16 protein-coding genes and 2 pseudogenes are annotated in these 16197 nt (G+C 58.1%); 11 read left to right on the forward strand and 7 right to left on the reverse strand.

All coding sequences use genetic code 11. The features are described 5' to 3' along the window. The 4 genes from hisM to WA928_RS07020 form a co-directional block, all read right to left on the reverse strand. Positions 1–711: a histidine ABC transporter permease HisM gene (gene hisM, locus WA928_RS07005; protein WP_424301414.1), complete on the reverse strand. Its 711-nt coding sequence runs from the start codon at positions 709–711 to the stop codon at positions 1–3. Continuing rightward, positions 708–1397: an ABC transporter permease gene (locus WA928_RS07010; RefSeq protein ID WP_424301417.1), complete on the reverse strand. Its 690-nt coding sequence runs from the start codon at positions 1395–1397 to the stop codon at positions 708–710. Before WA928_RS07010 ends, hisM begins: the two co-directional genes overlap by 4 nt. 94 nt (positions 1398–1491) lie before the next feature. Further along, positions 1492–2280, reverse strand: a complete 789-nt coding sequence (locus tag WA928_RS07015; RefSeq protein ID WP_424301420.1) for a transporter substrate-binding domain-containing protein — start codon at positions 2278–2280, stop codon at positions 1492–1494. Between the two features lie 111 nt (positions 2281–2391). After that, positions 2392–3063, reverse strand: coding sequence for a TIGR00730 family Rossman fold protein (locus WA928_RS07020; protein ID WP_424301423.1), 672 nt, complete (start codon positions 3061–3063; stop codon positions 2392–2394). Between WA928_RS07020 and polA the strand changes: the two genes are divergently transcribed. Further along, entirely contained in the window at positions 3062–5788 is a 2727-nt protein-coding gene (polA, locus tag WA928_RS07025) for a DNA polymerase I (protein WP_424301426.1), read from the forward strand. The genes WA928_RS07020 and polA overlap by 2 nt on opposite strands. 81 nt (positions 5789–5869) lie before the next feature. Here polA and WA928_RS07030 read toward each other — a convergent pair whose 3' ends face one another. Next, the gene (locus WA928_RS07030; RefSeq protein WP_424301429.1) at positions 5870–7528 is read right to left on the reverse strand and encodes a Na/Pi cotransporter family protein; all 1659 of its coding nucleotides are present in this window, start codon (positions 7526–7528) and stop codon (positions 5870–5872) included. A gap of 12 nt (positions 7529–7540) precedes the next feature. Next, entirely contained in the window at positions 7541–8413 is an 873-nt protein-coding gene (htpX, locus tag WA928_RS07035) for a protease HtpX (protein ID WP_424301432.1), read from the reverse strand. A gap of 175 nt (positions 8414–8588) precedes the next feature. On the opposite strand from htpX, the pseudogene WA928_RS07040 reads away from it, so the two are divergent. Continuing rightward, positions 8589–9449 (forward strand): annotated as a pseudogene (locus WA928_RS07040) (sulfurtransferase); the annotation flags it as partial. A 138-nt stretch (positions 9450–9587) separates the two neighbouring features. Further along, positions 9588–9998, forward strand: a pseudogene (locus WA928_RS07045) (GNAT family N-acetyltransferase); the annotation flags it as partial. On the opposite strand, the gene WA928_RS07050 reads toward WA928_RS07045, so the two are convergent. After that, positions 9946–10488, reverse strand: a complete 543-nt coding sequence (locus WA928_RS07050) for a hypothetical protein (RefSeq protein WP_424301435.1) — start codon at positions 10486–10488, stop codon at positions 9946–9948. The pseudogene WA928_RS07045 and the gene WA928_RS07050 overlap by 53 nt on opposite strands. Positions 10489–10624: 136 nt before the next feature. On the opposite strand from WA928_RS07050, the gene WA928_RS07055 reads away from it, so the two are divergent. The 8 genes from WA928_RS07055 to rplI all read left to right on the forward strand — a co-directional run bounded on the left by WA928_RS07055 (position 10625) and on the right by rplI (position 16155). Further along, entirely contained in the window at positions 10625–10903 is a 279-nt protein-coding gene (locus WA928_RS07055) for an exodeoxyribonuclease VII small subunit (protein ID WP_424301438.1), read from the forward strand. Continuing rightward, a complete protein-coding gene (locus tag WA928_RS07060) occupies positions 10903–11817 on the forward strand; it encodes a polyprenyl synthetase family protein (RefSeq protein ID WP_424301441.1) in 915 nt (304 codons plus the stop codon). Before WA928_RS07055 ends, WA928_RS07060 begins: the two co-directional genes overlap by 1 nt. Before the next feature lie 32 nt (positions 11818–11849). Next, the gene (gene dxs, locus WA928_RS07065; RefSeq protein ID WP_424301444.1) at positions 11850–13706 is read left to right on the forward strand and encodes a 1-deoxy-D-xylulose-5-phosphate synthase; all 1857 of its coding nucleotides are present in this window, start codon (positions 11850–11852) and stop codon (positions 13704–13706) included. Beyond that, positions 13703–14512, forward strand: coding sequence for a GTP cyclohydrolase FolE2 (gene folE2 / locus WA928_RS07070; protein ID WP_424301447.1), 810 nt, complete (start codon positions 13703–13705; stop codon positions 14510–14512). The genes dxs and folE2 overlap by 4 nt, the downstream gene beginning before the upstream one ends. 175 nt (positions 14513–14687) lie before the next feature. Beyond that, a complete protein-coding gene (gene rpsF / locus WA928_RS07075) occupies positions 14688–15053 on the forward strand; it encodes a 30S ribosomal protein S6 (RefSeq protein WP_350380783.1) in 366 nt (121 codons plus the stop codon). Positions 15054–15072: 19 nt separating this feature from the next. Continuing rightward, on the forward strand, positions 15073–15366 hold the full coding sequence (gene priB / locus WA928_RS07080; RefSeq protein WP_424301451.1) for a primosomal replication protein N: 294 nt from the start codon (positions 15073–15075) through the stop codon (positions 15364–15366). A gap of 45 nt (positions 15367–15411) precedes the next feature. Next, positions 15412–15684, forward strand: a complete 273-nt coding sequence (gene rpsR, locus WA928_RS07085) for a 30S ribosomal protein S18 (RefSeq protein ID WP_066456389.1) — start codon at positions 15412–15414, stop codon at positions 15682–15684. 15 nt (positions 15685–15699) lie between these two features. Then, the gene (rplI, locus tag WA928_RS07090; RefSeq protein WP_424301454.1) at positions 15700–16155 is read left to right on the forward strand and encodes a 50S ribosomal protein L9; all 456 of its coding nucleotides are present in this window, start codon (positions 15700–15702) and stop codon (positions 16153–16155) included. The last annotated feature ends 42 nt before the right edge of the window (positions 16156–16197 follow it).

Here is a 16197-nt window from a genome sequence, read left to right on the forward strand (position 1 = left end):
TTATCGATGGGTAGCCAGATAGGCCAGTGTACGGTGCTCGTACCAGCGGAAGATACCAATCAGGGTAAATGAAAGACCCAGATAAAGCACGGCAGCAATCCCGTACGAAGCAAAGGTTTGATAGGTGGCCGAGTTTGCATCCCGGGCAACCTTGAGGATGTCGGGTACCGTGGCGGTAAACGCCAGCGAGGTGGCATGCAACATCAGGATGACTTCATTGCTGTAGGCGGGCAGGGCCCGGCGCAGGGCGGATGGCAGGATGATGCGGCGATACAGGGCAAAGCGTGTCATGCCGAAGGCCCGGGCAGCTTCGATTTCGCCGGCGTTGGTGGCGCGGATAGCACCAGCGAAGATTTCGGTGGTGTAGGCAACCGTGTTTAAGGTAAGCGCCACCACCAGACAATTAAAGCCGTTTTGGAAAAAAGTGGCCAGTGGTGGCACGCCCTTGACGAAATCCAAGCTGTAAATGCCCACATAAATAAACAGAATCTGGACATACAGCGGAGTGCCGCGGAACACATAGCTGAATATCCACAGAGGCACCGAGAGCCATTTTCGTGAAGAGACCCGGCCTACTGCCAAAAAAATAGAAATGAAAAAGCCCGTGGAGACGGACAGCACCAGCAGCCACAAGGTAATGGCCATGCCTGAGAAGCTGCCGTTACTGCTGAATAGGTAGGCACGCCAAAATTGCTCGAGGACATCCATCATAGGAGGGCCTCGCGAACACCGACGTTATAGCGTTTGTACAACCAGAAAAGCACGCCGTTGGATACGGTCGTGAGCATCAAATAGATCAGGCCCGTGATGCTGATGAACAGAAACACTCGAAACGTGACATTGCCGGCATCCTGGGCCACTTTAACCAGGTCTGTCAGGCCGATCAGGGACACCAGGGCAGTGGATTTCAGGAGCACCTGCCAGTTGTTGCCGATGCCTGGCAAGGCATGGCGCATCATCTGGGGAAACAGTACCCGGCGAAACACCTGGAATTCGCGCATTCCGTAGGCCGTGGCGGCCTCGAGTTGGCCATGCGGTACCGCCATGAATGCACCGCGAAAGGTTTCGGCAAAATAAGCGCCATAGATAAAACCCAGGGTCAGCACACCGGCCCCGAAGGGGTCGATATCGATGGGGTCGGTGCCGAGGAGATCCGTGACGTCATTGAGGTAGATCTGCAGGCTGAAAAAAATCAGCAGCATGAGCACCAGATCAGGTACTCCACGGATCAGCGTGGTGTAGGCGGTAGCCAGTACTCTGGCACCCCAAGCCTCTGACAGTTTTGCCCAGGCACCCAGCAGACCCAGGCCAATGGCAACCAGCAGAGACAGGATCGCCAGCTGGATGGTCACCCAGGTGCCAGCCAGCAAAAGTGGGCCATAGCCGTTTAGAAACATGAAAAGAGGACTTCAGACGGAAATGCCGCCCGGCGTACTCGGCAGGGCAGAGTGACGCTGGGCGGGGGGATTATGCGGCAGGCCGCCAATCCGGTTATTGAGCGGGAAACTGGATCAGGCCTTCGGCAAAGTATTTTTTGGCATAGCCCTGGATGGTGCCGTCTGCCAGCATGGACTTCAGTGCTTTGTCGACCTCGGTCTTGAGCTTGTTGCCCTTGCGCATGCCCATGGCGATGGGGTCGTTGAGGATGGGATCGTCGAGCGTCATTTGGGCGAGTTCGTAGTCAGCACCCTCGGGCTTGCTGAGGAAGCCCTCGACAGCGCTCTGTGCCTCTTGGAAGGTGGCATCCAGGCGGCCTGCTGTGACGTCGACGTAAGCATTGGTATAGCTGGGGTACGAAACCACCTTGACGCCCTTGGGTGCCCAATATTTGCGTGCGTAGGTTTCCATGGTGGTACCTTGCTGCACACCGACGCGCTTACCCTTGAGGGATTCGGCGGTGGGCTCGAGGCCGCTGCCCTTTTTGACCATCAGCTTGACGGGCACGATATACAGGGGGGTGGTGAAGTCGATGACCTTCTTGCGTGCTTCTGTGGCCGTCATGGTGGAGTTGGCCAGATCAAACTTGCGGGCCTGCAGGCCGGGGATCAGACCATCGAAGGATTGGTCGATCCAGACACACTGGCGCTGCATGCGTTTGCAGAGTTCGTTGCCGATATCGATGTCGAAGCCTTCAAGCTGCCCGTTTGGGTTTCGGTATTCGAATGGCGGGTAGCCGGCTTCGGTTGCAATTTTGAGTTCGGCGGCGTGGGCGGTTGAACCCACCGCAGGGATCAGCCCGGCTGCGATCAGCAGCGCGGCGCCCAGGAATGTCGGTTTCATCGAATAGTTCTCCTGTGGGGCTGGCCTGCCATACGGCCAGCCAGCGGTAACAAGGCGTGATGTTAACCCAGGTCTTTATCAGGCCGCATCAAGCATTACCCGTAGAAGTGCTTATTCGGGCAAGGCGGGTTCGCGATTAGGCTCGATCTGCAGCGACTGCTGAATAAGGCTGATCACTTCGTCAAGGTTGTCGGTGACCGTGATCAGATCGACATCGAAGGGGCTGACCGTGCCATTGGGTACTAGTTGGTCACGAACCCAGTCGATCAGGCCAGACCAAAATGTTGTACCCACCAAAATGATGGGCGCAGGTGGTTGCTTGAGCGTTTGTATCAGGGTGACCGCTTCGAAGAGTTCATCGAGCGTGCCAAAGCCGCCGGGCAGCACGACGTACGCCAGGCTGTGCATGAAAAATGAAGCTTTGCGTGAATTGAAGTACTCGAAGTGCAGGCTATCGGTTTGGTAGGGATTGTCTATGTTTTCGCGCGGCAGGCGGATATTGAGCCCGATGCTGCGGCCGCCGGCTTCGAAGGCGCCACGATTGGCGGCCTCCATCAGGCCTGGGCCACCGCCTGCGATGACTGGTACGCCCAGCTGGGCCAGGCGGTGGCCAAGCTCGCGACCCATCTCATAGAAAGGATGGCCGCGCGGGATGCGGGCACTACCGAAAACGCTGACACCCAGGCCGATTTTTTGAAAAGCCACGGCGGCGTCGTGCATCTCTGCAATAATCGTAGGAATCTGTTGTTCTGCCGATACACGTTTTGTTTTATTGTCTGTCATGAAAAAAACCTTGTTGCTTGTCGATGGTTCTAGCTACTTATACCGGGCATATCATGCCATGCCTGATTTGCGCAATGCGCAGCAAGAGCCCACCGGTGCCCTGTACGGCGTCATATCCATGTTACGGAGGCTCATGCAGGATTACAAGGATGCTGCGCAATACGGGGCTTGTGTCTTTGATGCGCCGGGTGGCTCGTTTCGAGAGCAAATGTACCCTGAGTACAAGGCCAATCGTCCCTCGATGCCGGATGATTTGAGGCGTCAGATTGCACCCATCCACGAGGCGGTGGCCGCCCTGGGCTGGACGGTAATTTGTGAGCCCGATGTCGAGGCAGATGATGTGATTGGCACTTTGGCCACTCAGGCCGCCAAAGAGGGCTTTTATACCATTATTTCCACGGGCGACAAGGATTTGGCGCAACTGGTCAACGATGACGTCGAGCTCATAAACACCATGACCAATGATCGCCAGGATCACGATGGGGTAGTGCGCAAATTTGGTGTGCCCCCCGAGCGCATCATCGATTACCTGATGCTGACTGGCGATACTGTGGACAACGTGCCCGGGGTGGATAAGGTGGGGCCCAAGACAGCGGCCAAATGGCTTGCCGAGTATGGCAGCATCGAAGCCATCATCGAGCATGCGCACGAGATCAAAGGGGTAGCGGGGGCCAATTTGCGGGCGGCAGTGCCTCAGTTTGCAATGACACGCGACCTCCTGACGATTCGCGTTGATTGTGACCTGGGCGGCCGGTTTGGCGTACCCAGCCTGCAACTGCGCCAGCCCGATACGCCGGCACTCACGCGTTTATACGAACATTACGGGTTTCGCTCGTGGCTGCGTGAGATCACCAGAGACCCCGGCCGCATCCCTGAGCAAGATGCCCGGGCGGCACAAGCAGACGCCGCCCCCGCGGCGCCGGCAGGAATCAAATACGAAACCATCCTCGACAAGCAGCATTTTGCAAGCTGGTTGAAGCGGCTTGAGTCTGCCCCCCTGGTGGCGCTGGATACCGAAACCACCAGCCTTGACCCCATGGTGGCGCGCCTGATTGGCTTATCAGTATCAATAGAGCCCGGCCATGCGGCGTATATCCCGGTGGGGCATCGTGCGCCGGGTACGCCCGAGCAACTGGATCGTGCCTGGGTATTGGAGCAACTACGCCCCTGGATCGAGAATCCAGCAGCCGCCAAACTGCTGCACCATGCCAAGTATGATGCGCATGTACTAGCCAACGAGGGCTTGCATCTATGCGGTATCCGGCACGACACCATGCTGCAGGCGTATGTATTGCAGTCTCACCGGCGAGTCAATCTGCAAGATCTCTGCATTCAGTGGCTGGGTGTTACCGGCACCACCTACGAAGACCTCTGTGGCAAAGGTGCCCGGCAGATCGGCTTTGATGAAGTCGATCTCGAGCGTGCTGCCCACTATGCGGCAGAAGATGCTGATTTCACCCTCCGCCTGCATCAGGTGCTGTGGCCCCGCGTGCAGGCTGGGGCCGGGTTCAAGCGGATTTACCAGCTTGAAATCCAGACGTCCGAGGTACTGACGCGCATCGAGCGTAACGGTGTAGCCCTGGATGTGAATGTGCTGGCGCGCCAAAGCCACGAGCTGGGCGAACAAATGATTGCGCTTGAGGCGCAGGCCCATGTGCTGGCGGGACAACCCTTTAATTTGAATTCACCCAAGCAGCTGGGCGAAATCCTGTTTACGCAGATGCAGTTGCCGGTGGTGCGCAAAACGGCCAGTGGTGCCCCGTCCACAGACGAAGAAGTTCTTACCCGCTTGGCGGCAGATTATCCCTTGCCGCGCCTGCTGCTGGATTATCGCGGGATCGCCAAGCTGAAATCCACCTACACCGACAAGCTACCGCGGATGATTGATGCCCGGACTGGGCGTGTCCATACGCGCTATGCGCAAGCTGCCGTGGTGACTGGGCGGCTGGCTTCATCCGACCCCAATTTACAAAATATCCCGGTGCGTACCGCTGAAGGCCGGCGTGTGCGCGCTGCCTTTGTGTCCAGTCTTGGCAAGATTCTGTCAGCTGATTATTCTCAAATCGAGTTGCGGGTGATGGCGCATGTGTCTGGCGACGAAAATCTGCGTCAGGCATTTGCCCACGGGCAAGACATCCACCGGGCTACTGCGGCCGAAGTCTTTGGCGTAGCGCCCGATCAGGTGGATGCCGAGCACCGGCGTGCCGCCAAGGCGATCAATTTCGGGCTGATCTACGGGATGGGCGAATTTGGCCTGGCAACCAATCTGGGTATTACCCGTGCTGCGGCCAGGGCTTATATCGATCGCTATTTCATGCGTTATCCCGGGGTGGCCGATTACATGGATCGCATCCGTCGCCAGGCGCGCGAGCAAGGCTATGTCGAAACCGTCTTTGGTCGCCGCCTGCATTTTCCCGATCTTGCCGGCGTAAAGGGACCCCGGGCGGCAGCGGCCGAGCGCGCAGCCATCAACGCCCCCATGCAAGGCACCGCGGCCGATCTCATCAAGATGGCCATGGTGGCCGTCCAGCAATGGATGCAGGAAAAGCAGCTGGCCAGCCTGATGGTGATGCAGGTGCACGATGAGCTGGTTTTTGACGTGACGCCAGACGAAGTGGAATTATTGCGCGCCGAGGTGCCTCGTCTGATGGCGGGTGTGGCAGAACTGGCCGTGCCGCTGATTGCTGAAGTGGGGGTTGGCAACGATTGGGGTCAGGCTCATTAAGGGTAGTGCCTAGGCCGCGGGGTGCTGGTGATATGGGGGTATCAAAGCAAGGTTACCTTGTTTACCCCCGATTGCTGCAGATCAGTCGGATTCACGAAGCCGGTTGGGTAAGAGCTCGCCGTAATGGGCCAAAATAGGGTAGGCCGCAGCGTTTACCAAGTAGGCGCTGACACCACCCGCATCACGCAAGACCTCCAGATAAAACGCACCCACATCGGCCGCCTCGATCTGGCCTGTTTTGATGCGCTCAAGGTGGCGGTCGGCTGCTTCGGCCTCGAGCGTTCGAAAATAGTCTTTCTCAAACGCCAGGGTGCGCGCCACATGGCGATCTCCGGACACAAACAGGGAGGCTGCCTGACGCAGATTGCGTTGCAGGCGATCCATCGTTTGCTGTAGTTCTTGCTGTTGCCCGCTTTCCAGTACCCAGTGTTTTTTTTGCAGCCGGCTGGCGTGCCCCAGCAATCCCATGCCTGAGACACTGGCTGCGTGTGCAATGTTTGTGGAAAATGCCAGAATCGTTTTCAGGTATTTTTCGTCTTCGGCGCTCAGGCTTTCCTGGTCTTGGGTGGCCAGGTACGCCGTGATGGATTGGTCGAGCTGGCTGATGGCTCCGTTAAGGTAACGGGCGCGCCCGATAGCCGGGGTGTCTTCGTGCAGCAGTGCGCGTTCGGTCAGTTGCAGGGATTCGCGCAGGAGGTCAATGAGGCGCAGCGCTTCGCGTGCAGCCTGCCCCAGGGCGACAGCCGGAACCTCGCGGGCTGAGTCGTCCAGGTAACGGGGGCGGGCGGGGTCGTCTGGATTGATGCGCTGAGGCAGGAACCGCTGCAGCAGATTGGCATATGGCCGCACTATCGGCATAAAGCATGCCGCCACCACCAGATTGAAGGCCAGATGAAAATTGGCTACCCCATGGGCGGAATCCTGGCCCAGCACTGTCATGATCTCGTTTGCCCATGGCAGCAGGGCCATCCCGAGCAGACATCCCACCACCCGTGTGCCCAGATTGCCTACCGGCAGCCGGCGGGAGGCGGGGTTGTCGTCGTAGCCGCCTTCGAGAACGGGGTTGATGGCGGTGCCCAAGTTGGCGCCCAGCACCAGGGTATAGGCCAGTGTGGGGTCTGCCAGCCCGTGGTGTGCCAATGACATGATCAGCACAACCACGGCCACGCTGGAGTGTGAGGCCCAGGTAAGCGCGGTGCTGGCCAATAGCGCGAGCAAGGGAGCGGCACCCAGTGCATCCAATGCCGTACCCAGCATTGGGGCGTTTTTGAGTGGCTCGAACATGGTGACGAGCTCGTTTAGCGACAACAACACCAGCCCGAGGCCGATAAACGCGCGCCCGAGATCCCGTGCGCGCCCAGGCGCGTAGTGGCGAAACATCCAGACCCCGATCAACACCAGCCCCGGCGCAAGCGCGGTGGGATTGAAGGACAGGGCCTGTACGATCAGGGTGGTACCTACGTTGGCGCCCAACATGGCGGCCAGCCCGGGCACTAGCGATACCAGGCCATCCATGGCAAAACCAGTGATCATCAGACCTGTGGCCGTGCTGCTTTGAATGGCTGCCGTGATGATCAGGCCCGTGCCAAAGGCCCGGGGCAGGGAGCCCATTGCGCGGCCCATCCAGACCCCCAGCGTTTTGCCAAAGGCCCGCTGGACTCCGGTTTGCACCATATGCACGCCCCACAGCAGCAGGGCGATAAAGCCACTGAAGGCGATGATGACCTGGAGTTCGCGCATGTGTCAGCCGTGTCAGGCTTGCTGGCGCAAGGCGTTGATGCGCTGCTCGATGGGGGGGTGGGAGGCGAACAAGGCGCCCAATGCTTTACCGGCGATGCCCGAAGCCTGGAACGTTTTTGGCAACTCGCCGGCATCCACGCCGCCCAGACGGGCCAGGGCATGAATCATGGGGTCTCGGGACCCCAGCAGACGTGCCGAGCCGGCATCCGCCCGGAATTCACGTTGGCGGGAAAACCAGGCCACGATAATGGATGCCAGGACGCCAAAAAGGATCTCGCACACGAAGACGCTGATGTAATACCCCATGCCGACACCGCGTTCGTTCTTGAGAATGGCGCGATCAATGAAGTAGCCCACAATGCGCGACAGGAAGATGACGAACGTGTTGACGACGCCCTGGATCAGAGTAAGTGTGACCATATCGCCGTTTGAAACGTGAGTGATTTCGTGTCCCAGCACTGCGGTGACTTCTTCTTCTGTCATTGACGATAACAGGCCCGTGGAGACGGCCACGAGTGCGTTGTTGCGGAAGGCTCCGGTGGCAAATGCGTTGGGTGCGCCTTCGTAGATGGCGACTTCAGGATGACCGATGCCTGCGCGGTCGGCCAGTTGGTGCACGGTATCCACTAGCCAGGCTTCGCGCGCATTACGGGGTGCCTGGGGGTCTATGACATGAGCACCTGTGCTGGTTTTGGCCATCCATTTGCTGATCAGCAACGAGATAAACGCGCCGCCAAAACCAATGACGGCAGCAAAGACCAGCAAGGCGCCGGGATTGATGCCGTTGGCGGTGAGATAGCGCCCGACGCCCAGCAGGTTCATTGTGATGCTGAGGATCGCAACGACGGCAAGGTTGGTGAGAAGAAACAGGATGATGCGCTTCATAAGAGAGACGGCTCCGGGAGTCGTGTACAAATTGGGGATGTGCCCAAAGTGTATAGTATCGGCTCTGTAAACTGTATCCCCGTGTGGCAGGTATTTTGGGCCCCGGGCCCTTGCTCTGTGCGCGAAGACACGCTTGCTACACGCCAGGATGTTTTCACCCAGGAGGTTCAGCGCCATGTCCGATTTATTGATTCAGGCGGATGAGTTAAAGGCACGCTTACAACGGCCCGGTTGTCTGGTCTTCGATGTGCGCCATGATCTGGCCAAGCCCAATGCCGGGCGCGAGGCCTATCGGCAAGGACATATTCCGCACGCTCTTTACCTCGACCACGAGATGCAGTTGTGCGCCCCGTGCACAGGCCAAAATGGTCGCCACCCCTTGCCGGATCGCGCCGATTTTGCTGCCTTGATGCGGGCGCAAGGCCTTACGGCACGTTCGGATGTGGTGGTATACGATGCGGGCAACAGTATGTTTGCCGCCCATCTGTGGTGGATGTTGCGTTGGCTGGGCCACGAATCCGTTGCCGTGCTGGACGGCGGCTGGGCGGCGTGGCTGGCTACGGATGGGCCCGTAGAATCGGGCCTGCGCGAAGCATCCATCAGCGAAGCCCAAGCCTTGCAGGGCCTGGTACAAACGCGTCAGCCATCAATGCCAACAGTGGACGCCCGTGCCGTGTTGGGCAATCTGGACGAGCCGCGATTTACTGTGCTGGATGCCCGTGCCCCCGAGCGCTTCAGCGGCCAGGTTGAGCCCATGGATCCGGTGGGTGGTCATATCCCGGGTGCGCTCAATCGTCCGTTTGTGCAAAACGTGCAGGCCGATGGCCGCTTCAAGCCGGCATCGCAACTGCGGGCCGAGTTCGAATCTTTGCTGGGCGACCGCCTGGATCGCGGGATTGTGCACCAGTGTGGCTCGGGTATTACGGCTTGCCACAATCTGTTTGCAATGGAGCTGGCGGGCTTTAGGGGTTCTGCCTTGTATCCGGGCTCCTGGAGCGAATGGTGCAGCGACCCCGATCGTCCGGTGGCCCGCGGCGTGGCGCCTAACCGCCCGCAAGGGGCGCGTGCAGATAGCCAGCGTCCGAGCATTGCACTCCAAAATCTGGATATTGAGATATTACGCAGTACGTACGAGGCGAAGCAAGTTGCCCATTGGATCTATCAGGAATGGGCGCGGTTTGAAACGGATGCGGTATGGCAAAAGAACCGCCAGGATCTCGATAGATCCTTGAACGAGGCGCTATCGATCCCTAAATTCTTTGTGGCACGCCAGGCCGGTCAGTTGATCGGGATGGCCAGTATTGTTGAAAATGATTTACCTAGCCATCCCGAACTGCACCCTTGGCTGGCCAATGTGTATGTGTCACCGGAATGGCGGAGCCGCGGTGTCGGTAGCAGATTGATCCGGCGGGCGATGGATTGGTCCAGTACATTGGTCTCCACCGTTTACCTTTACACCACCAGCCAGGTGGAACTCTATCTGCACCTGGGCTGGGAAATCCTCCAGGAGGATCTCTATAACGACCGCAGAATTACGCTGATGTGTTGTCGTGCGGCTGCGATGACAAAGGATCGTACCGTGTGATCCACGCGTTGGATCCTACCTCGGTCTTGGCCCCTTCGGACAGAATGACGAGCAGTTCGTGGGAATAGCGGTAGCCTTCATTTTCCTTGCGCAGGAATTCCTGCATGGTGGGACAGCGGTTATAGAGCCCCTGCATGTAGATTTTCCAGACGCGGTAGGTTTCGTCGTCTAGCGCATTGACATGCAGGACGATGTTTTCCATGTGATCGCAGATTAGTTCGTTGACTGCCAATATCGTGCTGCGTAGCGGCTCGTCCGGCGGCAGTGGTTTGTTTTCGTAGAAATATGGCCGGCACTCCGGGTGGTTCACGAACGTCTGTAGTACCGCCGCCCCAACGTTATAGATTTGCCAGCTCGTTTGTGTTTCCAGGGTCTGCCGATCTGCACTGAGCTGCCGGATGACCAGAATAAAGCCCACTATTGTGACGACGGGGCCCAGCCAAGTGCCGATGGTTGCCCAAAAGGTAAGGTTGCTGGTGATGTCTGGCATGCTGATCTTCAGAAAGGTCTGGATGAGTAGCCTGAATTCTAACTTGGTTAGGCCGATTGTCTGGATTTGGGAGATGGGCCGAGTACATGTCTTCAGTTCTCGTACAATTCAGTCTGGAACTAGATAACAGAATCCCATGGCCAAGGAAAAAACCACAGTGCGCCCAGAGCCGTCAAAGGCCGGGCCGGCATTGCCACAAGACTTCGAAACCGCATTGTCCGAACTCGAGTCCATTGCCTCGCGTATGAGTGATGGCGATTTGGGGCTTGATGAGTCGATTGCGCTGTATCAGCGGGGGGTTGCGCTGGCTCGGGTTTGTCAGCAACGTCTAGAAGCTGCCGAGCAGCAAGTGCAGGTTTTGCAGGGACAACTGCTTGAGCCTTTGGATGACCACGCCGGGCAGGATGAGCAATAATGTCCGCGACAGGCTGTTTTGATCAGTGGTTGCAGGATGCTGTCGGCCGTATTGGTGGGGTGCTCTCCGAGCTGCTTCCCGAGGCTGACGAAAGCCCTGTGCGCCTGCATGAAGCGATGCGCTATGCCGTGTTGGGTCCGGGAAAACGGGTGCGGGCTGCCCTGGTGTACGCCGCGGGTGAAGCCAGCTGTTCCTCAGGTGGCGTTTCTTCTGCCCAGGGCCTGGCTCTGGATGGTGCGGCCGCTGCGGTAGAGCTTGTGCACGCGTATTCCCTCATCCACGATGATCTTCCGTGCATGGATAATGATGATTTGCGACGTGGTCGGCCTACGGTGCATCGGCAATTCGACGATGAAGCCTTGGCAATGCTGGCGGGAGATGCCTTGCAACCCTTGGCGTTTGATTGTCTGGCACAGATGCCGATCGCTCCGGCATTGGTGGTACAGGCTGTGCAATTATTGGCACGGGCGGCGGGTGCTGACGGCATGGTGGGCGGACAGGCCATCGATTGTGCCAGCGTGGGTCATGCCCTCACTATCGATGCACTGCAACGCATGCATCGCATGAAAACCGGAGCCATGCTCGAAGCCAGCGTGTTGCTGGGCGGGGTCGTGGCGGGTGCCAGCTCGACGGCGCGTAATGGGCTGGAGTCCTATGCGGCCGCGATGGGGCTGGCGTTTCAGATTGTGGATGATATTCTGGACGTTACGGCAGATTCGGCTACTCTGGGGAAAACGGCAGGCAAGGATGCTGCACAGGGCAAACCTACCTATGTCTCGATTCTCGGCCTGGACGCTTCGCACAGTTTGCTCAACGACCTTCGAGAGCAGGCTCACGAGGCGCTGTTGCCTTTGGGCCCGTCGGCCTGCCGCCTGCGCGAGCTTGCGGATTACATCATTGGCCGAACGCACTGATATAGCCAGACCCAGGACACCAGAAGCACAAGATGACGATATTGGACACCATTGATTCTCCTGCGCAATTGCGTAAGCTGGATCGTCGGACACTCAAAGAGCTGGCGACAGAGCTACGCAGTTTTCTCGTGCAGTCGGTTGCTCAAACGGGCGGGCATTTGTCCTCCAATCTGGGCACGGTCGAGCTCACGCTCGCTTTGCATTATGTCTTTAACACGCCCCAGGATCGTCTGGTCTGGGACGTCGGCCATCAATCGTATCCGCACAAGATCCTGACGGGCCGGCGCGAGGGTATGGCAGGCTTGCGTCAACAAGGCGGTATTTCAGGGTTCCCCAAACGCTCCGAGTCTCCCTACGATGCCTTTGGCACTGCACACTCGTCCACCTCGATCTCTGCAGCATTGGGCATGGCCGTGGCTGCGCGCAATGCGGGCATCGATCGCCAGCATATTGCCGTGATTGGCGATGGGGCCATGACGGCCGGCATGGCCTTCGAAGCGCTTAATAATGCAGGTGTGACACCAGACGTTAATTTGCTGGTGATCCTGAACGACAACGACATGTCGATTTCGCCGCCGGTTGGGGCGCTTAACTACTACTTTGCCCGTCTTCTGTCTGGTCAATTTTATGCGCGTGCCAAAACCATGGGGAGGGCCATGCTGCAGCACGTGCCTCCGGCATTGGCGCTGGCGCGCAAACTCGAGGGCCATGCCAAGGGCATGCTGTCGCCTTCTACGCTCTTCGAAGAGCTGGGCTTCAACTACATGGGCCCCATCGATGGTCACGACCTCGAAGCGCTGCTGCCCACCCTCGAAAATATCCGGGCATTAAAGGGTTTGCAGTTTCTGCATGTGGTTACCCGCAAGGGGCAGGGCTACAAATTGGCGGAGGCCGACCCCGTCCTTTATCACGGGCCTGGCAGGTTTGACCCCTTGGTGGGCATCCAGAAGCCTGCCCAGCCTGGACGGCAGTCGTTCTCACAAATCTTCGGCCAGTGGTTGTGCGATATGGCTGGGGCCGATGACAAGCTTATTGGCATTACGCCTGCCATGCGCGAGGGCAGTGGCCTGGTTGCCTTCGAGCGTGCGTTTCCACAGCGTTACTTTGATGTGGGCATTGCCGAGCAGCATGCGGTTACTTTCGCGGCGGGGCTGGCTTGCGAGGGCTATAAACCCGTGCTGGCCATTTACTCTACATTTTTACAGCGTGGCTACGATCAGCTGATCCATGATGTGGCATTGCAAAATCTGGATGTCACTTTCGCGCTGGATCGTGCCGGCATTGTGGGTGCTGATGGTGCCACACACGCGGGTAACTATGATATTGCCTATCTGCGCTGTGTGCCCAATATGGTGGTGGCCACACCCTCCGACGAACACGAGGCGCGCCTATTGCTGAACACCTGCTATCGTCATCCTGGGCCTGCTTCGGTACGATATCCTCGTGGCCCGGGCTGTGGTGCCCCGCCTGGCGATACACTCGATACGGTCGATATTGGTCGTGCCGTGGTGCGCAGGCAAGGGCAAGCTATTGCCATTCTGGCGTTTGGCACGCTGTTGCAGTCCGCCATGCAGGCTGCTGAGGCGCTGGACGCCACGCTGGTGGATATGCGCTTTGTGAAGCCGCTGGATGAATCCCTGTTATCGCAATTGGCAACTAGCCATCAGCTGTTTGTCACCCTCGAAGAAGCGGCCATCATGGGCGGGGCGGGCAGTGCGGTTACCGAATACTTTCATCGGGAGGCGATCATGCGCTCGGTTCTTCAGCTTGGGCTGCCGGACGAATTCATCGATCACGGGGACCAAAAGGCGATCCTGGCAAGCTTAGGCCTGGATGCTCAAGGGATCGAGGCGTCAATACGCCAGCGTTTGCAAGGAAATCATTCATGAACACGGTGCTCGACCCGGTGTTGGTAGCCATGCCGGATGTGCAAAGTAGTGCGGATACACGCCATATTGCCATCCAGCGTGTTGGGGTTCGGGGGGTGCGTCACCCGTTGCTGGTTGCCACGGCAGCACAGCCACAGGCCACGATTGCCCAATGGGAAATGACAGTTGCGCTGCCTGCCGAAGAGAAAGGCACGCATATGTCGCGCTTTATTGCGCTGCTCGAGGCTCGGCGGGCTCAGGCCCTCAGCCCGGCAGGTCTTGCGCAGATGGCTACCGACATGCTGGATCAGTTGCAGGCAGATGCGGGCGATCTGTCCGCACGGTTTCCGTATTTCCTCGAAAAATCCGCGCCCGTCACTGAAGTCCGCAGCCTGATGGATTACCAGGTGTGCTGGACGATCCGGACACGGCGCCAGCGGGCAAGTCAGTTTTCTCTCGAGGTTCAGGTGCCTGTAACCAGCCTGTGCCCGTGCTCCAAGGCCATCTCGGAATACGGTGCGCATAACCAGCGCTCACACGTTACGGTGCGGCTCGAGTGTCCGGCTGCGCAGGCGCCAGCGCTGGATACGCTGATTCCCGCCATCGAGGCCCAAGCCTCGTGCCAGTTGTGGGGATTGCTCAAGCGGGCAGACGAAAAATACGTCACCGAGCATGCCTATGAAAATCCAAAATTTGTCGAAGATCTTGTCCGCGATGTGGCCGTCATGCTGCAGCAACAGCCGGGCGTCCAGTGGTTTGAAGTCGAGGCTGAAAACTTTGAATCCATACACAATCATTCGGCCTATGCAGTGGTGCGTAGCGCCTGAATCTCCCGGCATATCTGCTGTAGTCATCGCTCTTGCCAGGCGCAAGCACCCTGTGTTGCGTCTGGTTTCTGCTTTCTGATTTGTGCTAGAATGCCGGGTTACTTGCCCGACCGTCCCTGGTTTTTCAGTGGTGGCGGGCTGTCTGTCAATCGCAGATATCCTCAAGGAGTCATTTATGCGTCACTACGAAGTAGTGTTCATTGTGCACCCCGATCAAAGCGAGCAAGTGCCCGCCATGATCGAGCGCTATCAAACCATGGTCACCACTAATGGCGGCCAGATTCATCGCGTCGAAGATTGGGGCCGCCGCCAGTTGGCTTATCCAATCCAAAAGCTTGTTAAAGCGCATTACGTCTGCTTTAACATCGAATGCGGTCAAACGGCACTCGACGAACTCGAGCACTCGTTCCGCTACAACGACGCCATCCTGCGTCACCTGTTCATCAAGACCAAGCACGCCCACACCGAGCCTTCTCTCATGATGAAGTCAGTCGAACGCGAAGAGGCCCGCAAGGCTTCTGCCGAGACTTCGAACTCCTGATCCGGCGCTCGCGCGATCCGTGAACCAGGTCAAGCTGGCTGCGAACCTTCTGGAGATTCAGCCGCTGCGTCATACCCCGGCAGGTTTGCCGGTTGTCAGATTGCAGATGGCGCATGAGTCCCGGGTAATCGAAGCAGGCCTGTCCCGTCAGGTGTCCATGACACTCAAGGCGGTCGCTCTGGGGGACATCGCACTGCAGTTGGCCAATACCCCTGTGGGGTCGGCCATTCAGGTAGTTGGGTTTCTCGCACCGCAGCGGCAGGGATCGGATCGGCTGGTATTGCATATCCAGCAGCTAGTGCAGGCAAATTGAATGAACCCACCGGGCCTTGCCCGGTATCAGACAAAGGTTAACATCATGGCTTACTTCAAGAAGTCGAAAGAAAAACGTAAATTCGGGCAACAAAACCCGCTGTTCAAACGGCGCAAATTCTGCCGCTTCACCGTCGCCAAAGTCGAGGAAATCGACTACAAGGATCTTGACACCCTGCGTGATTTCATCCAGGAAAACGGCAAGATCATCCCGGCACGCCTCACCGGCACCAAAGCGCACTATCAGCGTCAGCTGGACACCGCCATCAAGCGTGCACGCTTCCTGGCTCTGTTGCCGTACACCGACAACCATAACTAATCCGAGGTCCCCGTCATGCAAGTCATTCTGCTTGAAAAAGTCGTCAATCTCGGGAACCTAGGTGATGTGGTGCGTGTGCGTGATGGCTACGCCCGCAACTACCTGATTCCCCAGAAAATCGCGCGTCGGGCAACCGACGCAGCTCTGAAAGAATTCGAAGTCCGCCGCGCCGAGCTCGAAAAACATCAGGCCGAGAAACTGGCCGCCGCTGAGGCGCTCTCCGAGAAGCTGCACGGTTTTGCCCTGATCATCAGCCAAAAGGCGGGTGTTGATGGCCGTCTGTTTGGCTCGGTTACCAATATGGACGTTGCCAAGGCTTTGCAAGATGCCGGCTTCAGCGATGTGCACAAAGGGCAGGTTCGCATGCCCGACGGCGCCATCAAAGCAGTGGGCGAGTTCCCCCTGCAGGTTGCGCTGCACGCAGATGTCGTGGCCGATGTCACACTGACCGTGCAAGGCGAAATGGCCTGATGCCATTTGCCGGCCGTGCTACATTTCTTCCATGAAGAAGTA

This window comes from Castellaniella sp., from assembly GCF_049651205.1.
Classification (GTDB): domain Bacteria; phylum Pseudomonadota; class Gammaproteobacteria; order Burkholderiales; family Burkholderiaceae_B; genus Castellaniella.

Excerpts from the sequence above, each read along its gene's own strand:
- WA928_RS07020 (WP_424301423.1), bottom strand. The coding sequence starts at position 3,063 with ATGACAGACAATAAAACAAAACGTGTATCGGCAGAACAACAGATTCCT.
- folE2 (WP_424301447.1), top strand. The coding sequence starts at position 13,703 with ATGAACACGGTGCTCGACCCGGTGTTGGTAGCCATGCCGGATGTGCAA.
- WA928_RS07015 (WP_424301420.1), bottom strand. The coding sequence starts at position 2,280 with ATGAAACCGACATTCCTGGGCGCCGCGCTGCTGATCGCAGCCGGGCTG.
- rpsF (WP_350380783.1), top strand. The coding sequence starts at position 14,688 with ATGCGTCACTACGAAGTAGTGTTCATTGTGCACCCCGATCAAAGCGAG.
- rpsR (WP_066456389.1), top strand. The coding sequence starts at position 15,412 with ATGGCTTACTTCAAGAAGTCGAAAGAAAAACGTAAATTCGGGCAACAA.
- WA928_RS07055 (WP_424301438.1), top strand. The coding sequence starts at position 10,625 with ATGGCCAAGGAAAAAACCACAGTGCGCCCAGAGCCGTCAAAGGCCGGG.
- hisM (WP_424301414.1), bottom strand. The coding sequence starts at position 711 with ATGATGGATGTCCTCGAGCAATTTTGGCGTGCCTACCTATTCAGCAGT.
- htpX (WP_424301432.1), bottom strand. The coding sequence starts at position 8,413 with ATGAAGCGCATCATCCTGTTTCTTCTCACCAACCTTGCCGTCGTTGCG.
- WA928_RS07050 (WP_424301435.1), bottom strand. The coding sequence starts at position 10,488 with ATGCCAGACATCACCAGCAACCTTACCTTTTGGGCAACCATCGGCACT.
- WA928_RS07030 (WP_424301429.1), bottom strand. The coding sequence starts at position 7,528 with ATGCGCGAACTCCAGGTCATCATCGCCTTCAGTGGCTTTATCGCCCTG.
- dxs (WP_424301444.1), top strand. The coding sequence starts at position 11,850 with ATGACGATATTGGACACCATTGATTCTCCTGCGCAATTGCGTAAGCTG.
- polA (WP_424301426.1), top strand. The coding sequence starts at position 3,062 with ATGAAAAAAACCTTGTTGCTTGTCGATGGTTCTAGCTACTTATACCGG.
- WA928_RS07060 (WP_424301441.1), top strand. The coding sequence starts at position 10,903 with ATGTCCGCGACAGGCTGTTTTGATCAGTGGTTGCAGGATGCTGTCGGC.
- rplI (WP_424301454.1), top strand. The coding sequence starts at position 15,700 with ATGCAAGTCATTCTGCTTGAAAAAGTCGTCAATCTCGGGAACCTAGGT.
- WA928_RS07010 (WP_424301417.1), bottom strand. The coding sequence starts at position 1,397 with ATGTTTCTAAACGGCTATGGCCCACTTTTGCTGGCTGGCACCTGGGTG.